20 protein-coding genes are annotated in these 17882 nt (G+C 66.0%); 13 read left to right on the top strand and 7 right to left on the bottom strand.

Annotation, left to right across the window (positions count from 1 at the left end; genetic code table 11):
- The first annotated feature begins 7 nt into the window (after positions 1 to 7).
- The 3 genes from RCH12_RS06875 to RCH12_RS06865 are packed head-to-tail and all read left to right on the top strand — an operon-like array spanning position 8 to position 2951.
- Positions 8 to 1549 (top strand): PTS transporter subunit EIIC, encoded by a 1542-nt coding sequence (locus RCH12_RS06875; RefSeq protein WP_327016430.1) that lies wholly within the window; start codon positions 8 to 10, stop codon positions 1547 to 1549.
- A 12-nt stretch (positions 1550 to 1561) separates the two neighbouring features.
- Entirely contained in the window at positions 1562 to 2032 is a 471-nt protein-coding gene (locus tag RCH12_RS06870) for a PTS sugar transporter subunit IIA (protein ID WP_103432361.1), read from the top strand.
- Between the two features lie 10 nt (positions 2033 to 2042).
- A complete protein-coding gene (locus RCH12_RS06865) occupies positions 2043 to 2951 on the top strand; it encodes a PRD domain-containing protein (protein WP_103432360.1) in 909 nt (302 codons plus the stop codon).
- Positions 2952 to 3045: 94 nt separating this feature from the next.
- Here the strand turns inward: RCH12_RS06865 and RCH12_RS06860 are convergent, their stop codons facing one another.
- Positions 3046 to 3939 carry a DUF808 domain-containing protein gene (locus RCH12_RS06860; protein ID WP_327016429.1) on the bottom strand — a complete coding sequence of 298 codons (894 nt, stop codon included), beginning with the start codon at positions 3937 to 3939 and terminating at the stop codon, positions 3046 to 3048.
- Positions 3940 to 4053: 114 nt separating this feature from the next.
- Here RCH12_RS06860 and RCH12_RS06855 point away from each other — a divergent pair, with 114 nt between their 5' ends.
- Positions 4054 to 4407 carry a VOC family protein gene (locus RCH12_RS06855; protein ID WP_327016428.1) on the top strand — a complete coding sequence of 118 codons (354 nt, stop codon included), beginning with the start codon at positions 4054 to 4056 and terminating at the stop codon, positions 4405 to 4407.
- Between the two features lies 1 nt (position 4408).
- Here the strand turns inward: RCH12_RS06855 and RCH12_RS06850 are convergent, their stop codons facing one another.
- A complete protein-coding gene (locus RCH12_RS06850) occupies positions 4409 to 5317 on the bottom strand; it encodes an isoprenylcysteine carboxylmethyltransferase family protein (protein ID WP_327016427.1) in 909 nt (302 codons plus the stop codon).
- A gap of 49 nt (positions 5318 to 5366) precedes the next feature.
- Positions 5367 to 5990, bottom strand: a complete 624-nt coding sequence (locus RCH12_RS06845) for a LysE family transporter (RefSeq protein WP_327016426.1) — start codon at positions 5988 to 5990, stop codon at positions 5367 to 5369.
- 132 nt (positions 5991 to 6122) lie between these two features.
- On the opposite strand from RCH12_RS06845, the gene RCH12_RS06840 reads away from it, so the two are divergent.
- The 4 genes from RCH12_RS06840 (at position 6123) to RCH12_RS06825 (ending at position 9853) form a co-directional block, all read left to right on the top strand.
- The gene (locus RCH12_RS06840; RefSeq protein WP_327016425.1) at positions 6123 to 6668 is read left to right on the top strand and encodes a PadR family transcriptional regulator; all 546 of its coding nucleotides are present in this window, start codon (positions 6123 to 6125) and stop codon (positions 6666 to 6668) included.
- 3 nt (positions 6669 to 6671) lie between these two features.
- Complete coding sequence (locus tag RCH12_RS06835) at positions 6672 to 8378, top strand: ABC1 kinase family protein (protein WP_327016424.1); 1707 nt, start codon at positions 6672 to 6674, stop codon at positions 8376 to 8378.
- 250 nt (positions 8379 to 8628) lie between these two features.
- Positions 8629 to 8973, top strand: coding sequence for a hypothetical protein (locus RCH12_RS06830; RefSeq protein WP_327016423.1), 345 nt, complete (start codon positions 8629 to 8631; stop codon positions 8971 to 8973).
- Positions 8974 to 9016: 43 nt separating this feature from the next.
- A complete protein-coding gene (locus RCH12_RS06825) occupies positions 9017 to 9853 on the top strand; it encodes a M20/M25/M40 family metallo-hydrolase (protein ID WP_327016422.1) in 837 nt (278 codons plus the stop codon).
- 39 nt (positions 9854 to 9892) lie between these two features.
- Here RCH12_RS06825 and RCH12_RS06820 read toward each other — a convergent pair whose 3' ends face one another.
- The 4 genes from RCH12_RS06820 to RCH12_RS06805 all read right to left on the bottom strand — a co-directional run bounded on the left by RCH12_RS06820 (position 9893) and on the right by RCH12_RS06805 (position 12164).
- The gene (locus RCH12_RS06820) at positions 9893 to 10576 is read right to left on the bottom strand and encodes a DNA alkylation repair protein (RefSeq protein WP_327016421.1); all 684 of its coding nucleotides are present in this window, start codon (positions 10574 to 10576) and stop codon (positions 9893 to 9895) included.
- Between the two features lie 46 nt (positions 10577 to 10622).
- Positions 10623 to 11000, bottom strand: a complete 378-nt coding sequence (locus RCH12_RS06815; protein WP_103432351.1) for a hypothetical protein — start codon at positions 10998 to 11000, stop codon at positions 10623 to 10625.
- A gap of 91 nt (positions 11001 to 11091) precedes the next feature.
- On the bottom strand, positions 11092 to 11523 hold the full coding sequence (locus tag RCH12_RS06810; RefSeq protein ID WP_327016420.1) for a VOC family protein: 432 nt from the start codon (positions 11521 to 11523) through the stop codon (positions 11092 to 11094).
- Positions 11520 to 12164, bottom strand: coding sequence for a TetR/AcrR family transcriptional regulator (locus tag RCH12_RS06805; RefSeq protein WP_327016419.1), 645 nt, complete (start codon positions 12162 to 12164; stop codon positions 11520 to 11522). Before RCH12_RS06805 ends, RCH12_RS06810 begins: the two co-directional genes overlap by 4 nt.
- Before the next feature lie 237 nt (positions 12165 to 12401).
- Here RCH12_RS06805 and RCH12_RS06800 point away from each other — a divergent pair, with 237 nt between their 5' ends.
- The 5 genes from RCH12_RS06800 to RCH12_RS06780 all read left to right on the top strand — a co-directional run bounded on the left by RCH12_RS06800 (position 12402) and on the right by RCH12_RS06780 (position 17872).
- The gene (locus tag RCH12_RS06800; RefSeq protein ID WP_327016418.1) at positions 12402 to 14054 is read left to right on the top strand and encodes an ABC transporter substrate-binding protein; all 1653 of its coding nucleotides are present in this window, start codon (positions 12402 to 12404) and stop codon (positions 14052 to 14054) included.
- Between the two features lie 97 nt (positions 14055 to 14151).
- Positions 14152 to 15033, top strand: a complete 882-nt coding sequence (locus tag RCH12_RS06795) for an ABC transporter ATP-binding protein (RefSeq protein ID WP_327016417.1) — start codon at positions 14152 to 14154, stop codon at positions 15031 to 15033.
- A complete protein-coding gene (locus RCH12_RS06790) occupies positions 15030 to 15839 on the top strand; it encodes an ABC transporter ATP-binding protein (protein ID WP_103432347.1) in 810 nt (269 codons plus the stop codon). Before RCH12_RS06795 ends, RCH12_RS06790 begins: the two co-directional genes overlap by 4 nt.
- Complete coding sequence (locus RCH12_RS06785; RefSeq protein ID WP_327016416.1) at positions 15836 to 16819, top strand: ABC transporter permease; 984 nt, start codon at positions 15836 to 15838, stop codon at positions 16817 to 16819. The genes RCH12_RS06790 and RCH12_RS06785 overlap by 4 nt, the downstream gene beginning before the upstream one ends.
- Before the next feature lie 3 nt (positions 16820 to 16822).
- Positions 16823 to 17872 (top strand): ABC transporter permease, encoded by a 1050-nt coding sequence (locus tag RCH12_RS06780; RefSeq protein ID WP_442784564.1) that lies wholly within the window; start codon positions 16823 to 16825, stop codon positions 17870 to 17872.
- Positions 17873 to 17882: the final 10 nt, after the last annotated feature.

Here is a 17882-nt window from a genome sequence, read left to right as displayed (position 1 = left end):
AGTCATCATGTTCAAGCAGTTCCAGAAGATCGGCAAAGCGTTCATGCTGCCGATCGCGATCCTTCCAGCCGCCGGGCTCCTGCTCGGCATTGGTGGCGCGCTGTCCAATCCCAACACTGTCCAGGCCTTCCCGGCGTTGGACAACACGATTCTCCAGGGAATCTTTGGCGTCATGTCCGCCGCCGGATCGACCATCTTCACCAACCTGGCCCTGCTGCTGTCGATCGGTCTCTGCATCGGCCTGGCGAAGCGGGACAAGGGCACCGCTGCCCTGGCCGGAATCGTCGGCTACCTGGTCATGACGGCCACCATCACCGCGATGCTGGACATCTTCAAGCCCGACGCCGAACCCGTCGACACCGGTGTCGTCGGCGCACTGGTCATCGGCGCCACGGCCGTGTTCTTGCACAACCGTTACCGCAACATCGAACTGCCGGCGGTTCTCGGCTTCTTCGGCGGATCTCGATTTGTGCCGATCGTGACGGCCTTCGCCGCGATCTTCGTGGGCATCTTCTTCTTCCTCACCTGGCCGCCCATCCAGCAGGGCATGCTCTCCGCCGGCACCTGGATGGCCGGCCTCGGGCCGGTGGGGACGTTCTTCTACGGGTTCGGGATGCGCCTGAGCGGCGCGGTCGGCCTGCACCACATGATCTACCCGCTGTTCTGGTACACCCCGCTGGGCGGAACGGAGCTGGTCAACGGAACAATGGTCGAGGGTGCCCAGAAGATCTTCTTCGCGCAACTGGCCGACCCCAACCACGTCGGTCTGTACACCGAGGGCACCCGCTACTTCTCCGGCCGCTTCGCCACCATGATGTTCGGCCTTCCCGCCGCCTGCCTCGCCATGTGGCACTGCATCCCCAAGGGCCGCCGCGCCAAGTACACGGGCCTGTTCCTCTCCGTTGCGCTGACCTCGTTCATCACGGGTATCACCGAACCGATCGAGTTCATGTTCCTGTTCGTCGCACCCCTGCTGTATGTGTTCCACGCCTTCCTTGACGGTGTCTCGTTCTTCCTCGCCGACATCCTGGACATCCGTCTCGGCAACACCTTCTCCGGAGGCGCGATCGACTTCACGCTCTTCGGCATCCTGCAAGGCAATGACCAGACCAACTGGCTGCTCGTGCTGCCGATCGGCGCGGTCTGGTTCGCGCTGTACTACTTCTCCTTCCGCTTCGCGATCAAGCGGTTCAAGATCGGCACTCCCGGTCACCTCGAAGACACCATCGGCGTGGCCGAGCCGGAAACCCAGGACGAATCCGCCCTCGTGCCGGTCACGGTCGGCGGACGCGGCGAAAGCACGATTGAGAAGGAAGCCGCACAGATCCTGCACGCCCTCGGTGGAGCGACCAACCTCGAAGAGGTGGACGCCTGCATCACCCGGTTGCGCGTCTCGGTGAAGGACCCCAGCAAAGTCGACAAGCCCGCACTGCGGAAGCTGGGAGCCACGGACGTGTTCGAAGTCCGGGGCGGCGTTCAGGCGGTCTACGGCGGCAAAGCCATTTTGTACAAGAGCGCAATTAATGAGAGCCTCGGCCTCGACGACTAAAGGAACACGCACATGCTCAACCCATTCAAGAAAAAGAGCGAGTCCGTCTACAGCCCCGTGTCAGGGCGCATCGTCTCCCTCGACGAGGTTCCGGACCCCGTCTTCGCACAGCGCTCGGTCGGCGACGGATTCGCCGTCATGCCGACGAGCGGATTCTTCCGCAGCCCGGTGGACGGCGAACTGGTCCTGGTCGCAAAAACGCTGCACGCGTTCGCCGTCCGCACCCACGACGGGGCGGAGATCCTGGTCCACATCGGCATCGACACCGTGACCCTCAAGGGCAAGGGATTCACCGGTCACCGGCAGGCCGGCGAGACGGTCTCCCGCGGTGACGTGATCATCAGTTGCGACCTGCTCGACATCAAGACGAAGGTACCGTCCATGGTCACCCCCGTCCTGCTGACCAACGGGGCCAAGTTCTCCATGAGTGAGCCGGATCTGCAGGCCAACGGCGCCTCCGTGATCACGGTCCGTCAGAAATAGGGGGCTGTCCATGGCGGTAACCGCAGGGAGCGGACACTCCGAGGAGTCCGACCTGATCTCGTCGAAACAGGCCAGCATCAAACGCGTCTACAACAACAACGTGCTGCTCGCCGTCGAAGCAGACAGCACCGAGGTGGTGCTGCTGGGTAAAGGAATCGGTTTCCAACGCCGCCCGGGAGAAACCGTCGACATCACCTTGGCCGATCAACGATTCGTGGCTGAGGGGCTCTACCGGGCCCCTCAGCTGGCGGGACTGCTGAGCGACGCACCCTCCGACCACATCGCCTTGGCCCAGACGATCACCGAGTTGGGTCATGCGGCGCTGGGCCTGGAGCCGCGACAGTCGCTGATGATCCCGGTGCTTGACCACCTCACCTTCGCGGTGCACCGGGCGCGAGAAGGTACCCTCATCGACTTCCCGCTGCGGTGGGAGGTGGCCCAGCTCTATCCCGCCGAAGCAGCCTTGGGGCGGCAGGTGCTGATCCTGGTGAACGAACGGCTCGGCGTGCGGCTGCAGGATGACGAATGGGTCGCGTTTGCACTGCACTTCGTCAACCAGCAGTGGACGAAGGGTGACTTCTCGAAGACCGTCGCCATGACCGAGACCATCAGCCGGGTCTTCCTGCGGCTGGCGCAGCGCTGGGGCCGACCCATTGATGAGAACGCGAGCAGTGCCACGCGTTTCGTGACGCATCTTCGCTATGTGTTCGCCCGGGCCGCCAGTGACAAACAACTGAAGACATCCCGCCTGGACGTGCTCAGCGCGGTGCAGCAGGCCTATCCCGAAGCGGCCGAGGCCGCGGTGGATATCGCCGAGCTGATCGGCACGGCGATCAACCGGGTCATCACCACCGACGAAATCTCCTATCTCGCCCTGCACACCACGCGGCTCTACGCCGAATTGGACGAATCACACTGACCGCGGCCGGCACGGATTCTGACTGTGCGCGTCAGCTCTCGTGACCTAGCGGCCATCCGTCCTGCTCGCACCCGCGGGACATCTTTGACTTTGCTCAGTGCGCGACGCTCTCCGGCTGGTTCCGCTTGAGCAAGCGCGACAGACCGAGAACGATTCCGACAACGATTATGCCCAGAATGACCCCGAACACGGCCGACATCGCCGTGTCGGTGACCCAGACGATGACGGGTCCTGCGGCTTCGACAGCGTGCGTCACGGCGTGCAGCACGTCGTAGGGGCCGTGCCAGAAGGTCTCGGCCAGGTTGGTGATCACCAGGTGACCACCGACCCACAGCATGGCGACGGTTCCGATGATGCTGATCGCCTTGAACACGGCGGGCATCGCTGCCACGATGCGGGCGCCGGTGCGGCGCACCTGGCGTGCGGAGTTCTTCATCATGGACAGCCCGATGTCGTCGATCTTCACCAGCAACGCGACAGCACCGTAGACGAGCAGCGTCATGCCGAGGCCGATGACCACCAGGGCGCCGAGCGTCATCCAGATGCCGAAGTCGGGGTCGAGACTGGCCAGGGCGATGAGCATGATCTCGGTGCTGAGGATGAGGTCGGTGCGGATGGCGCCGAAGACCAGCTTTTTCTCATCCCGCGATTCGGTCTCGGCGACGGCGTGATGCACGCCGAACCACTCGGTGACCTTCTCCGCACCCTCAAAGCACAGGTAGGTGCCGCCGAGGATCAACAGGAACGGCAACACCCAGGGCGCGAACGCGGAGAGCAGGAGCGCGAGGGGGATGATGATGACGAACTTGTTGAACAGGCTGCCCAGGGCGATCCGCCAGACAACGTGCAGCTCCCGCGCGGGTGTCAGCCCTTGAACGTACTGCGGGGTGACGGCCGCGTCGTCGATGACGACGCCGGCGGTCTTAGCGCTCGCCTTGAGGGCGGCGGTAAGAATGTCATCGACTACGGCGAGCAAGCCGACCGACATCTGGTTCTCCTTGGATCGGGGTGTCGTCCTGGTGCAGGGCGACGGCAATGGAGTCCACATTACTGCGCAGCGGGGTGCCGGCGCGTCGAGTAACCGCCCGGGTACTCTGTGGGCATGTCACTGATGTGGGAAGAAGTCGTCATCGACAGCCGCGACCCGAAGGCGCTCGGGCTGTGGTGGCGAGACGCCTTGGGCTGGGTTGTGGTGGGCGAGAACGACGATGAGTTGGAGATCGCACCCGCGGAGGGTGCCCATCCGACACTGCTGTTCGCCGCCGTGCCCGAAGAGAAGAGGGTGAAGAACCGCCTGCACCTGGACTTCGTGCCCGACCATCAAACAACCGAGGTCGAGCGGCTGATCGCCCTGGGTGCGAGCCGTACCGACGTCGGCCAGGATGGTGCCTCCTGGATAGTCCTCGCCGACCCCGAGGGCAACGAATTCTGCGTACTCGCCGCCCGTCCTTCCTAAGTCACGGGCTGGACGGCGACACCGGCGCTCCGGGAAGCCAGCACCGCACCGCGTCCCGATACCGGCGGAAGTCGGCGCCGAAGCGCTGTTCGAGGTCGGCCTCCTCGTGCGGCCTGATGGCGTAGTTCCAGAGCAGCGAGCCGGCGACCGCATAACTAAGGACCAGCCACGACGAGAGGATGAGGCCGACCGCAACACCCTGCACGATGCCGGAGACCGCCATCGGGTTGCGCACCCAGCGGTACGGTCCGGCGATGACCAGGCTGTTCGGCATCGCCGAGGGCAACGGTGTGCCGTCTCCCAGCGTCGACATCACGATGGCCGACCAGATGCCCAGAGCGCTGGCGGCCGTCAACACGACGACGCCGAGGGGGACGTTGAACGCAGGGAACTGCAGGGCGATTGCCCAGCGGTGCTCGAGGACCGCGGCGATGAGCGGGATCACCACGAGGAACAGACCCCAGAAGACCGCTATCTGCGAGAAGGTCGAGACCACGTGGGACGCCGCGGCAGAGCGCACGGCGGCGGGCCGGAAGGCGAACGGGCCCCGAATCATCCACTCGGTGGGGATGCGCCCGAGCACCACGAGGCACAGCGCGAACGCGGACCCGGCGGTGGCCGCCGCCATGATGACCACGCCCCAGCCGGCTTCCGTGGTGACGGTGGCATACCCCGCCAACGCGATGGCGACGATGCCGGTCCACGCGGTGCTCACCACCGCGGCGCCCTGCACGCCCAGCGCCGCCAGCGCCGAGGCTCCGACGAAGAGGGGGATGTCGACGGCGGCGACAACAATCGGGTTGAGGCCGCCGAGGGTCACGTCGCGCACCGGGGGAGACGCGAACACGGCGAACCACCACGCGGCACCGGCAATCGCCTGCACGGCGAAGTATGTTCGACCCCATCGCATGTGCTCACCCTAACGGCGGGCCGGCATCAACCGCCGACGGCCCGAGACCTCAGTGGATGACCGCGAGCAGCACGCCGACGGCCACGAAGAGCACACCGAAGACCCGGTTCACCACCAGCTGACCCCGAGCGTCGCGGGTGAACCGCTGGAATGAGCGTGCCGCAACGGCGAAGAAGAACCACATCACCAGAATGTCGATCACAACGACGGTGGCGGCCACGATCAGGTACTGGCCCGGCAACGGCCGGTCGACCCGGATGAACTGGGGCAGGAACGCCAGAAAGAAACCGATCGCCTTGGGGTTGAGCATGTTCACCCACAGCCCGCGTCGGAACATCGACCAACGCGGCTCATCGCTCAAAGCCCTGGTCTGTTCGGTATCCAACTCCGGCTTCGCCAGAAACTGCCGGATGCCCAGGTACACCAGGTAGGCGGCACCCGCGTAACGAATGACGTTGAACGCGAGCGGCGAACTGGCCACGAGCAGACCCACACCGAGTGCCACGACGACGATGTGGATGAGCAAGGCGGCCTGCTGGCCGAGGATGCCCCAGATCGAGCGGCGGAAGCCCGCGTTCAGGGCGTTGCTCATCGTGTTGATGGCCCCTGCTCCCGGCGTGAAGCTGATCAAGGTGCCCGCGCCGACCAGCGCCACCCACAGGGAAAACTGCATGGGATCATCCTAGGTTCTTGGCGTTTGACGACAGTTCGCTGAGAGTCGCGGGCCGCAGCCCGCAATCCCTTTCGATCCCGCGCGTCTGACTATATCGTTGAGTATCGTTAGCGAGTCATTGAGGAGATCATCATGGGCACTTCATTCCCCACCAGTGGGTTCGGCAGCGGCATGAACGCCGACGGCATGTGGCAGGCGATGGACCAGCTGCGTTCGAAGTTCGAGAAGCGTGTGGGCACCCGAATGGGTCGCGGCGACGTGCGCCAGGCCGTGCTCGCGCTGCTCGCCGAGCAGCCGATGCACGGATACCAGATCATCCACGAGATCGAGGAGCGCAGCGGCGGCCACTGGAAGCCCAGCGCCGGCTCGGTCTACCCGACCCTGCAGCTGTTGGCCGACGAGGGTCTGATCAGCGCCGAGGAATCCAACGGTCGCAAGACCTACTCGCTCACGGACGCGGGCCGCGAGGAAGTTGCCGGTTCGGCCGGATCAACGCCGTGGGCACCGGAGAGCGACACGGAGGACGCCAAGTTCACTGCGCTGCCCAAGGCCGGCATCGAGCTCGCCCAGGCCGCCGCGCAGGTGGGCCGTACCGGCTCTCCCGAGCAGGTCAAGCAGGCCGTGGCCGCAATCGACGAGGCACGTCGGCGGATTTACTCGATCCTCGCCCAGGACTGACGGGTGCCATCGGTTCGCCGGGAATCACCGAGCGTGAATCCCGGCGCGGGGGACACGCGAGCCCGTTACCGTCGCATCCTGCGCTTCGCCGGTTGGAATCTGGCCGTTACCTGGTTCTACGAGCTGCTGCTTCCGCGCATCGGGCTCGCGAAGGTCGCGGAGCGCACCCGGGCGAAGCGGATGACCCGCTTCGCTAAACGCTTCCACGTGCTCGCGGTGGACCTGGGCGGGCTGATGATCAAGGTCGGCCAGTTCATGTCCTCGCGCCTGGACGTACTGCCGCCCGAGATCACCTCCGAGCTCGAGGGTCTACAGGACGAGGTGCCGCCGGTGCCGTTCGCGGCGATCCGGGTGCTCGCCGAGGCCGAGCTGGGCATGCCGCTGGAGCGCGCGTTCACCTGGGTGGAGGAGACGCCGTTGGCGGCGGCATCCCTGGGTCAGGCACATCGCGCGAGGCTCGGCCCGCTCGACGCCGCCGATACCGGGCTGACCGGTGTGGTGATCAAGGTGCAGCGGCCCGGCATCGACACCATCGTCGACGTGGACTTGGCGGCGCTCCGCAAGGTGGGCGGCTGGCTCAGCCACGTGCGGCTGGTCTCCGACCGGGTGGATGCGCCCGCGCTGGTGGAGGAATTCGCCCAGACCAGCCTGGAGGAGATCGACTACCTGCACGAGGCCGCCAGCTCGGTGCGGTTCGCGGAGGAATTCGAGGACGACGACAGGGTGAGCGTGCCCGCCGTGGTGTGGGAGCGTTCGACCCGGCGTGTGCTCACCCTCGAGGACGTGACGGCGATCAAGATCACCGACACCGTGGGGCTCGGCCTGGCCGGCATCGATCCCGGTGAGGTGGCCCCGGTCTTCGCCGCGGTGATGTTCGACCAGCTGTTCAACACCGGTTTCTTCCACGCCGACCCGCACCCGGGCAACATTTTCGTCACCCCGGTGCCGGATGACCCGAGCGGGCGCGGTTGGAAGCTCACCTTCATCGACTTCGGCATGATGGGCGAGGTGCCGCCGACCACCAGGGCGGGCCTTCGCAAGATGCTCATCGCGGCCGCCTCGCGCGACGGCACGGGCATGGTCAATGCGGCCCGCGACCTGGGCGTGCTGCTGCCCTCGGCCGAAACCTCCGAGCTGGAGAAGGCGATGAAGCAGCTCTTCGCCCGCTTCGGTGGCATGGGCTTCGCTGAGCTGCGCGAGGTGGACCCGCGGGAGTTCCGCGACTTCGCCATCCAGTTCGGGGATGTCGTGCGGGCGCTGCCGTTCCAGCTGCCGGAGAACTTTCTGCTGATCATCCGGGCGATGTCGCTCACCTCCGGGGTCTGCAGTTCGCTGAACCCCGCCTTCAACCTCTGGGATTCGGTGGAGCCCTACGCCTCGCAGCTGATCCGCGACGAGGGCGGCAACGTGGTGCAGGACCTCGGCAAACAGGCTCTCGAGAACGCCGGTATCGCCTGGCGTCTGCCCAAACGGTTGGACGGGCTGGTCACCCGCTTCGAGGACGGCACTGTGGCGGTGACGAGCCCGGGCCTTGAGCGGCGGGTCGCGCGGCTGGAGCGCACCGCGGGCCGGGTGGTGTCGGCGGTGCTGTTCGGTGCCCTGCTCATCGCCGGCGCGGTGCTCCGCGGTGACGATGCGGTACTCGCCGCGGTCCTGATGATCGGGTCGGTCATTCCGCTGCTGCACGCCCTGTTCACGGGGCGCAGATAGGATCTGCGGCTTCCACGCGGGTGTGTTCGGTGGCGATTTCACCCTGCTGGGCGCTGCCGAACCCTGAACCGATCCGGTGGCCTGCGGGGCCGTGATCGGCGACCGTCACGAAGCCATCAGCGCTGAGGTGTGCAGCCTTCCGATCGGTTCCGAGCGGCGCTAAATTGAAGGCGCCAGACGCGATAAGTGGCGCCTTCATCGCTCTCGAAAATCTCTGGAGCGATCTCCAGGAGGGATGCTCGTGAGTACCGTGAAGGAAAATTTGACCGCCGATTCGGCCCTGGCCGACTTCTACAAGGATCTGCACTCCCACCCCGAACTCGGCTTCCAGGAACATCGCACCGCCGAGATCGTCGCGAAACGCCTGACGACACTCGGGTTCGAGGTCACCACCGGCATCGGCGGCACCGGACTGGCCGGTGTCCTGCAGAACGGTGCGGGCCCGACCGCGCTGTTGCGCGCCGACATGGACGCGTTGCCGGTCCGGGAGGACACCGGGCTCGCCTACGCCAGTACCGTTACCGCACCCAACGCGAACGGCACGGTCGTCCCGTGGCCCACGCCTGTGGGCACGATCTCCACACGACCTGCCTGATCGGTGCAGCCGAGGTGCTGTCCTCGGACCGGTCGAGCTGGTCGTGGTCTTCCAACCCGCCGAAGAACTCGGCGCGGGCGCTCAGGCCATGGTCGACGACGGCCTCTACGAGAAGGTTCCCAAGCCCGACATCGTGTTGGGCCAGCATGTGGCCCCGCTGCCGGCCGGCAAGATCGCCGGGCACGCCGGTGCATCGTATGCGGGGTCGGACTCCCTGCGCGTTCGTCTTGTCGGCGAGGGAGCACACGGCTCGATGCCGCAGAACTCCATCGACCCTGTGGTGATGGCGGCGGCGACCGTGCCTCGCCTGCAGACCATCGTCTCGCGGGAGATTCCGAGCACCGACACTGCGGTGCTCACCGTCGGTTCGATCCACGCCGGTGATGCGGCCAATGTGATTCCCGGCGAGGCCGAGCTGCAGTTGAACATCCGCAGCTACACCAGTGGGGTTCGTCAACACATCCTCGACAGCGTCGAGCGCATCGCCAAAGGTGAGGCGCAGGCGGCAGGCGCCCCGGAAGAACCGACGATCACCGAGATCGAGCGGTTCCCCATCGTGGTCAACGATGCGGATGCGCTGGGGAAGACACTTCGCGCCTTCGCCGAGTGGCTCGGACCTGACCAGATTCTTGACCCGGGTGCCGGCGCCGGCAGCGAGGATGTCGGAATCCTCGCGACCAGCGCGGATGCCCCGTTGTCGTACTGGCTCCTCGGCGGCACCGACCCGAAGCTGTTCAGTACCGGGGACATGACCGACCCGGCTCTGCGCACAGTTCCGTCGAATCATTCCCCGCATTACGCTCCGGTCATCGACCCGACTCTCGCGATCGGGGTGACGGCGCTGGTCACCGCAGCGCGAACCTGGCTGCCGACGGCTTGACTCGCAGCTCGAAGCCGGCTGTCGTCGGGCCTGCTGTCGTCAGCCCTTCTGGCGGCTGACCATCTCGGTGATCCAGATGGGCGCGAACGGTGAGGTGCAGCCAGGGGGAGTCGGGTAGTCCTTGAGCACCTCCAGGCGCTCGCCGATGGCCAGGGCGCGAGCGCGGTGCTCGGGATGCTCAATCCCGATCTGCGCCAGGCAGTGGTTCATCGCCCACTGCAGGCGCGCCGGCGCATCCTTCATCTCGGCCTCGATGTGCTCGAGCAGCCCATCCAGGTCGAGGCCCTGGGGAGACTTGGCCACCCGGTCGGTGGTCAGCGCCCAACCGGCGCTGGCGACCACCGGGTCGGTGTCGGCGAACCAGAGCACGCGCAGCTCCTCGACGTGCGGGTTCTTCTTCACCACGTAGTTCACGAGCCAGTCCTGCACCTTGGGTGTGCCGGCTTCGCGCAGCATGGCATCCAACTCGTCCCGTTCGAAGTCCTTCGGGCGGCAGATCAGCAGGGCGAGCAGCCGTGCCGCGGTGTCCCCGGTCGCCCACAGCTCGCGGGACAGTTCCTGCTGGGTCTTGAGCCGTTTGGCGACCGCGCGCAGCTTGGTGAGGTTCACGCCGTGGTCGTCACCGTGGTTGACGTTCACCGCGCGGATCTGCGGGTCCTCGAGCGCGGCCAGCTCGGCCATCACCTCGGCAACGGCCGTGTCGGTCAATACTGTCTGAGCCATCGCACTCTCCGGTCCGTCTCGTTGGCATCCAGCCTACGAGACGCACTCAGCTCGGGGCGGCGCCTCGGAACGCGCGGATGATCTGCGCGAGCGCCAGACCTACGGCAGTGACCACGGGGACTGTCACCACCATCAGGGCGATGCGGTTGGGGCGGAACTCCAAGCCGTCCGGACCGCCGACGTAGGCGCCGATCGGCACCGAGTAGCCGCCCCCGCCGCCGCCTCGGCCTTCACCGACCCCCATGCCCGCCGGCCCCAGGCCTCCGTCGGGCATCTCGCTGGAGCCCTCACCGCCGCCGAAGCCAAAGCCGACGAGCGCGACCGGGATGAGGTCGTGCCCGCCCAACGTGGTCTTCTCGCCGTACGCCAACTTCGCGCCCCAGGAGGGCACCGATTCCGTCAGTTTCTCGATGATGTTCGCCATGGAGCGACCGTACGCGGGTTCACGGTTTCCGGATAGCCGAGGAGGTGCCGCCTCGAGGTGCGGCCGGGACAGGGAGCGGGCGGCGGCGGATTCAGCCGAAGCTGACGGCACCGTCGGGGGCGATCTGCCAGCCGGGATTGTGCGCGATCTCCCAGATGATTCCGTTGGGGTCTTGCACGAGTGCGTGGAAGATGCCGCCGAACGCGCCGGGTTGCGGGTTCTTGAGCGCCCGGCCGCCCGCGCCGGTCATGGCGTCGACGACAGCACGAACCTCGGCCGGACTGCCGACGTTGTGGGAGAGAGTGACCCCGGAGACCGGGGAGTGGTCCGCGCCGGTAGCGAGGTCCTGGTTGAACTTCTCGGCGTTGAAGAGGCCAAGCACGACGCCGGGGGCGATCTGAAAGAAGATGATCTCGTCCGGCACGTCAATGAGCGGGGTCCAGCCCAGGCTCGTGACGTAGAAGTCGCGCGCGGCATCCAGGCTCGGTGTGGCGAACGTGATGACGTGCACGTTCTGGTTCACGGCAAGTCCTGGGCCAGGATCGGGTCGCGCGGCTCGAGCACCGACGCGACGATGGCCTCGATCGCGAACTCGCTCGCCTTGGCGAGGTCGACGTCGGTGGGATCCAGTAGCCATTGCACCTGGAGCCCGTCCATCACCGCGAGGACCGCGGCAGACGCGAGAGCGATGGTGTCGGGCGGCACGGTGCCGCGTTCGGCGCAGATGATCTCGAACGCGTGCCGAGCCTCGGCCCTGAGGGTGCGGTAGCGATCCATGAAGAACTCGCGGGCGGGGTGGTCGTCGGTGACCGACTCGGCCGACAGAACAACGAAGGCCTGCACGATGCCGGCCCGCTGGGCGTTGGTGAACGCCGTCGTGACCAGGTGCCGGAAGAATTCGATGCCGTCGGGTATGTGCTGCCCGACCAGGTTTTGCACATCGGTCTCATCGCGAAAGCGCAGCACCTCCATGAGGAGCTGATCCTTGGAGCCGAAGTGATGCAGGATGCCCGGGTGGGTCATGTTGACCTGCTCGGCGATGTCGGAGAGCGTGCCGTTGGTGTAGCCCTTGCTGCCGAAGATCTCGGCGGCGGCTTCCAGAATCTCCCGGCGGCGCGCGAGAGTCTGCGGGCGGGGGTGTGACTGTCGTCGTGCCGTAACCATCCGGGTCATCACCTATGCCGTTTCAGAGTCTGTGTACCGAATTCTACGCACTGCGGCGCCCCGGAAAATCAGCTCTTGAATACTTACTGACAAGGCGGTAAGTTTTACCTGCTACCAACTCAAGGGCGAGACAAGTTGCCCGCCGGGGGACCCCCGGTGCCCTGGGTTCCTGCATTCACACAGCGTTATCTGTGTCGTGGCAGCTCTGCCAGACACCTAATCTCGAAGGAGAGATTCATGAGGGTGAAAACCACATTGGTCGCCATGGGGCTGGTGGCCGCGTTCGCGGTCACGGGTTGCTCAGGCGCCAACAGCAGCACTCCCGAAAGCGGAGCGTCGCTGACGATCGCGAAGCCGGACGGAGCGATCGCCACCGAGTCCAACAATCCGTGGATCGGTGAATCGTCCGGAAACAAGCTCGGGTACATCAACGCCATCCTGGAACCACTCGGCATCGTCAACCTCATCAGCCCCAGTGACGAGGTGAAGCCGTGGCTCGCGTCCGAGATCACCTGGGCGGCCGACTACAAGGCCGTGACCCTCGTCGCCCGTGACGGCGTGACCTGGAATGACGGTGAGGACTTCACCGCCGAAGACATCGCGTTCACCTTCGGCCTGTTCAAGGACAACCCCGAGCTGGACACCGCGGCCCTGGGCATCACGGATGTGGCCTTGGACGGGTCCAGCGTGACCATCAGCTTCACCGGCTCGATGTTCTCCAAGCAGGACAAGGTGCTGCACAAGCTCATCGTTCCCCAGCACATCTGGGAGAGCGTGGATGACCCGGCCACCTTCGAGAACCCGACCCCGGTGGGTACCGGACCGTACGTGCTGAGCCAGTTCGACACTCAGAGTGTGGAACTGACCGCCCGCGACGACTACTGGGGCGGCGAACTGGCCGTGCCCACCCTGTACTACGTGTCGTACAACGACAACACGGCCCTCACCACGGCCCTCGCCAACGGCGATGCCGACTGGGCGCAGGCCTTCATCCCGAACGTGCAGTCCGCGTACGTGGACAAGGACCCGGAGCACAACGTCTACTGGGCGGCCGCCGGACTGGCCGTCGACACGATGTTCGTCAACACCGAGACCAAGCCGATCAATGATCTCGCCTTCCGCCAGGCGATGAACCTGGTGATCGACCGGGACCAGTACGCCGAGATCGCCCGAGAGGGCAGCGTTCCCATCGTCAGTTCCGTCACCGGCCTGCCGACCCCGGTCGGCGACCCGTTCATCTCCGCCGAGTACGAGGACGTGTCCTACGAAGTCGACCTGGATGCCGCCACCACCGTGCTGACGGATGCCGGCTACACCTGGAGCGACGAAGTCCTGATCGATCCGGCCGGCGCACCGGTCACCTTCACCCTCTCGGTTCCGCAGGGCTGGAACGACTACGTGACCGGCATCAGCCTCATCGCCGACGCGGCCAAGACCCTCGGCGTCGAAGCGACCGTGGACACCCCGGACTCCGACAGCTGGTGGGAGGCCAAGGGCACCGGCGACTTCCAGGCGATCCTGCACTGGACCGACACCGGCGCCACCCCGTACGACCTGTACAGCGACATCATGGACGGCCGGTGGCTCAAGCCGTTGGGCGAAAGCGCCGACTTCAACTTCGGCCGCTTCGACAGCCCCGAGGCCACGGCAGCGCTGAGCGAGTACACGAACGCCGCTGACGACGCCACTCGGGCCGCAGCGCTCGCGACGGTCCAGAAGATCTTCGTGGACGAAGTGCCGTCGATGCCCGTGGGAACCCGGCCCTTCATCGGTGCCTACAACACCCGCAGCTACGTCGGATGGCCCGGCGAGGACAACCCGTACGCGCCGGCCGACCCGACCCAGCCGACATCGGTGCTGATCCTGACCGAACTCGAAGCCGCCGAGTAGCCCGGCCGCATCTCGCACACCACCGGGCGGGGAATTCGTCCTCCGCCCGGTGACCTCACTCGGGCGTTCCCACACCACGAAAGAGCCGCAACCAGCCATGACTACCGACGACCTACTCACGGTCTCCCAGTTCAGTGTTTCGTACGACGTGACTCCACCGGTGGAGGCCGTGCGAGACGTGACCCTCACCGTGCGCCGCGGCGAGATCCTCGGTCTCGCCGGCGAATCCGGCTGCGGCAAGACCACCCTCGCCTACGGCATCCAACGGCTGCTCAAACCGCCCGCCGTGATCACCTCCGGCTCGGCCGTCTTCCACGATGAATCCGGCGAGGATTTCGACATCAACACGATGGACGAAACCCAGATGCGCGCCTTCCGGTGGGAGAAGGCCTCCATGGTCTTCCAGGGGGCGATGAACGCCCTCAACCCGATCATCACCATCGGCGCGCAGCTGCAAGACGTCTTCTCCACCCACCGACCCGCGATGTCGCGCACCGAGCGCCGAGCGGAGGCCGGACGCTTGCTCGACATCGTCGGCGTCGGCAGCGCCCGGTTGCGGTCCTACCCGCACGAACTCTCCGGCGGAATGCGTCAACGGGTGATGATCGCCATGGCCCTGGCCCTGGCCCTCAAACCCCAGCTGATGATCATGGACGAGCCCACCACCGCGCTGGACGTCCTCGTGCAGCGGGAGATCATCGAGCAGATCTCCGACCTGCGCCGGGAATTCGGCTTCTCGGTGATCTTCATCACCCACGACCTTCCCCTGCTCCTGGAGATCTCCGACCGGATTGCGGTGATGCGGGACGGCCGCATCGTGGAGATCGACACCGCCTTGAACCTCTATCAGAACCCCACCCACGACTACACCCGCCGGCTGCTGGCCTCCTTCCCGAGCCTGACCGGCGAACGCGGCGGCTTCGTGCGGCGGCCCGGCGAAACCGCCCTCGCCGCCGAACCAGAAAGCGCCCTGCAATGACCACACTGGAATTTCGAGACGTCACCAAGAAGTACCGGGTACGCGGGTCCGGTGAACTGATCGCCCTCGACAAGGTCAACTTCACCCTCACCTCCGGGCAGACCATCGCTTTGGTCGGCCAGAGCGGCAGCGGCAAGTCCACCATCGCCAAGATCCTGACGCAGCTCGAACGGGTCAGCTCCGGGCAGGTGCTGTTGGACGGCATCCCGATCCCTACCTGGGGGCGCCCGCTGCGGCGCTACCGGCAGACGGTGCGGATGGTGTTCCAGGACCCGTTCGCGTCCCTCAACCCCGCGCACACCATCCGTCACCACATCGAGAGGCCGCTGCGGCTGGACAAAGTGGTGCCCGCCGACCAGGTCGAAGAAGAGGTGTTCAGGCTGCTCAACCGGGTCCGGCTCGCACCCGAGCAGACCATCGACCGGCGCCCGCACGAGCTCTCCGGCGGCCAACGCCAACGGGTGGCTATCGCCAGGGCACTCGCCTCCCGGCCTAAGTTGCTCATCGCCGACGAACCCGTCTCCATGCTGGACGTGTCCATCCGGCTAGAGGTGCTCAACCTGCTCGCCGAACTGCAGCGCGAAGCGAACCTCGGGGTGCTGTACATCACCCACGACCTGGCCACCGCCCGCCACTTCAGCGACGAGATCATGGTGCTGCACCACGGCAAAGTCGTCGAACACGGCCTGGCCGACGACGTCATTCTGCACCCGAAACATCCGTACACCCTGGCTCTGCGTGACGCCTCTCCAGACCCGGAGAAGCACTTCGCGGCGTCCACCACACCTCCGGGAGCCACTTCGTGAGATTCTTCTTGCGCCGCACCGCGTTCTACGCCTTCACCGCCTGGGCCGCGATCACGATCAACTTCTTCCTTCCGCGCATGATGAAGGGCGACCCGGTCTCTGCCTACCTGCAGAAGAACCAGGGACGCATCAGCCCGGAGGCCATCGACTCGCTGCGCACCCTGTTCGGGCTCGACTCGAACAAGAGCATGTTCGAGCAGTACCTCGACTACTGGCAGCTGCTGTTCTCGGGTGACCTGGGCCGCTCGTTCTCGAAGGGCCTGGCTCCGGTGACGGATGTGATCGCCTCGGCCATTCCGTGGACCGTGGGCCTGGTGGGGATTGCCACCGTGATCTCGTTCGTGGTCGGCACCGCGATCGGTGCGTTCATCGGCTGGCGCCGCGGTAGTCGGGCGGACGGCATCGTGCCGGTCGCCACCTTCTTCTCCACGGTGCCGTACTTCTGGATGGGCCTGATCGCAATCGCGATCTTCTCCACGACCCTCGGCTGGTTCCCGGCCTCGCACGCCTATGACAAGGGAACCCAGCCCAGCCTCACGCTGGAGTTCGCCGGCCAGGTGATCCAGCACGGCTTCCTGCCCGCGTTGACCCTGGTGATCGGGTCACTCGGCGGCTGGATCCTGGGCATGCGCAACATGATGATCACCGTGCTCGACGAGGACTACGTCACCGTGGCGCAGGCCAAGGGCCTCAAGCCCTCCCGGGTGCTGGTGAACTACGCCGCCCGCAACGCCTCCCTGCCGCAGCTGTCGAGCTTCGCGATGTCGCTCGGCTTCATCGTGGGCGGCACCCTGGTCATGGAACTCGTCTTCTCGTACCCGGGTGCCGGCAAGTTGCTCCTGGACGCCACGACGGCCAAGGACTACCCGCTGATGCAGGGGCTGTTCCTCGTGATCACGCTGGCGGTGCTCGTCGCCAACATCCTCGCCGACGTCGCCTACGCAATCCTCGACCCGCGCACTCGCCAGATGGAGGCCTGAGCCATGACGTTCCCGAACCCCGTAGCCACACAGGTTCCCGCGCTCCTGCCCGGCCGCACCCGCAAGCGCACGGCCTTGCGCCGGCTGGGTCAGACCTTCGCGATGTTCCGCAACGGCAAGTCGCTTGCCGGGCTGAGCATCCTCGGCGTCTTCGTGCTGATTGCCGTCTTCGGCGACTGGATAGCCCCGTACGGTCCGCTCGACAAGGACTTCACGGCGCTGCGCCAACCGCCGTCGTGGGTGCACTGGCTGGGCACGACGCACATGGGCGAGGATGTGCTCAGCCAGATCATCTACGGCACCCGCGGGGTGCTGGTGGTCGGCTTCACCGCCGGCGTCATCGCCACAGTCATCGCCGTCGCCATCGGCGTGACGGCCGGTTACGTCACCGGCTGGCGCAGCGAATCGTTATCTGCCCTCACCAACGTGTTCCTGGTCATCCCCGGACTGCCGTTGATCATCATCATCGCCTCGCAGTATGAAAACCCCAGCCTGCTGCTGATCTCCTCAGTGCTCGCCATCACCGGCTGGGCGTGGGGCGGCCGGGTGCTGCGCGCCCAGACCATGTCGCTGCGCAACCGTGACTTCATCCAGGCCGCCCGCGCCAACGGGGAACCGCTGTACCGCATCATTGCGGTGGAGATGCTGCCCAACCTCACGGCGATCATCGCGTCGAGTTTCGTGGGAACCGTGATCGCCGCGGTCCTCGGTCTCACCACCCTGGCGTTCATCGGTGTCATCCCGATCACCAACCTGAACTGGGGAACGATCCTGTTCTGGGCCCAGCAGAACGGGGCCTTCCCCGATTTCTGGTGGTGGTACGTGCCGGCCGGCCTGTGCATCGCCCTGCTGGGAATGGCACTCTCGCTGATCAACTTCGGCATCGACGAGTACGTCAATCCCCGCCTGCGCTCGGCCGGCGAACGGGCCCGCGCCATGCGCAAGAAGGGCTTCGTTCTCTCCGACACCACCACGGCCGTGCGCCCCCGCACGGTCGCGGCCCCCAGCACCTCAACAGATCCAGGCGTGACCCACGCCGGCACCAAGCAGTAGGAGATTCATC

The sequence above is a fragment of the Cryobacterium sp. MP_3.1 genome (assembly GCF_035984795.1).
Classification (GTDB): domain Bacteria; phylum Actinomycetota; class Actinomycetes; order Actinomycetales; family Microbacteriaceae; genus Cryobacterium; species Cryobacterium zongtaii.
Note: the sequence above shows the minus strand (reverse complement) of the source record. Positions and strands in the feature narration are given on the sequence as shown.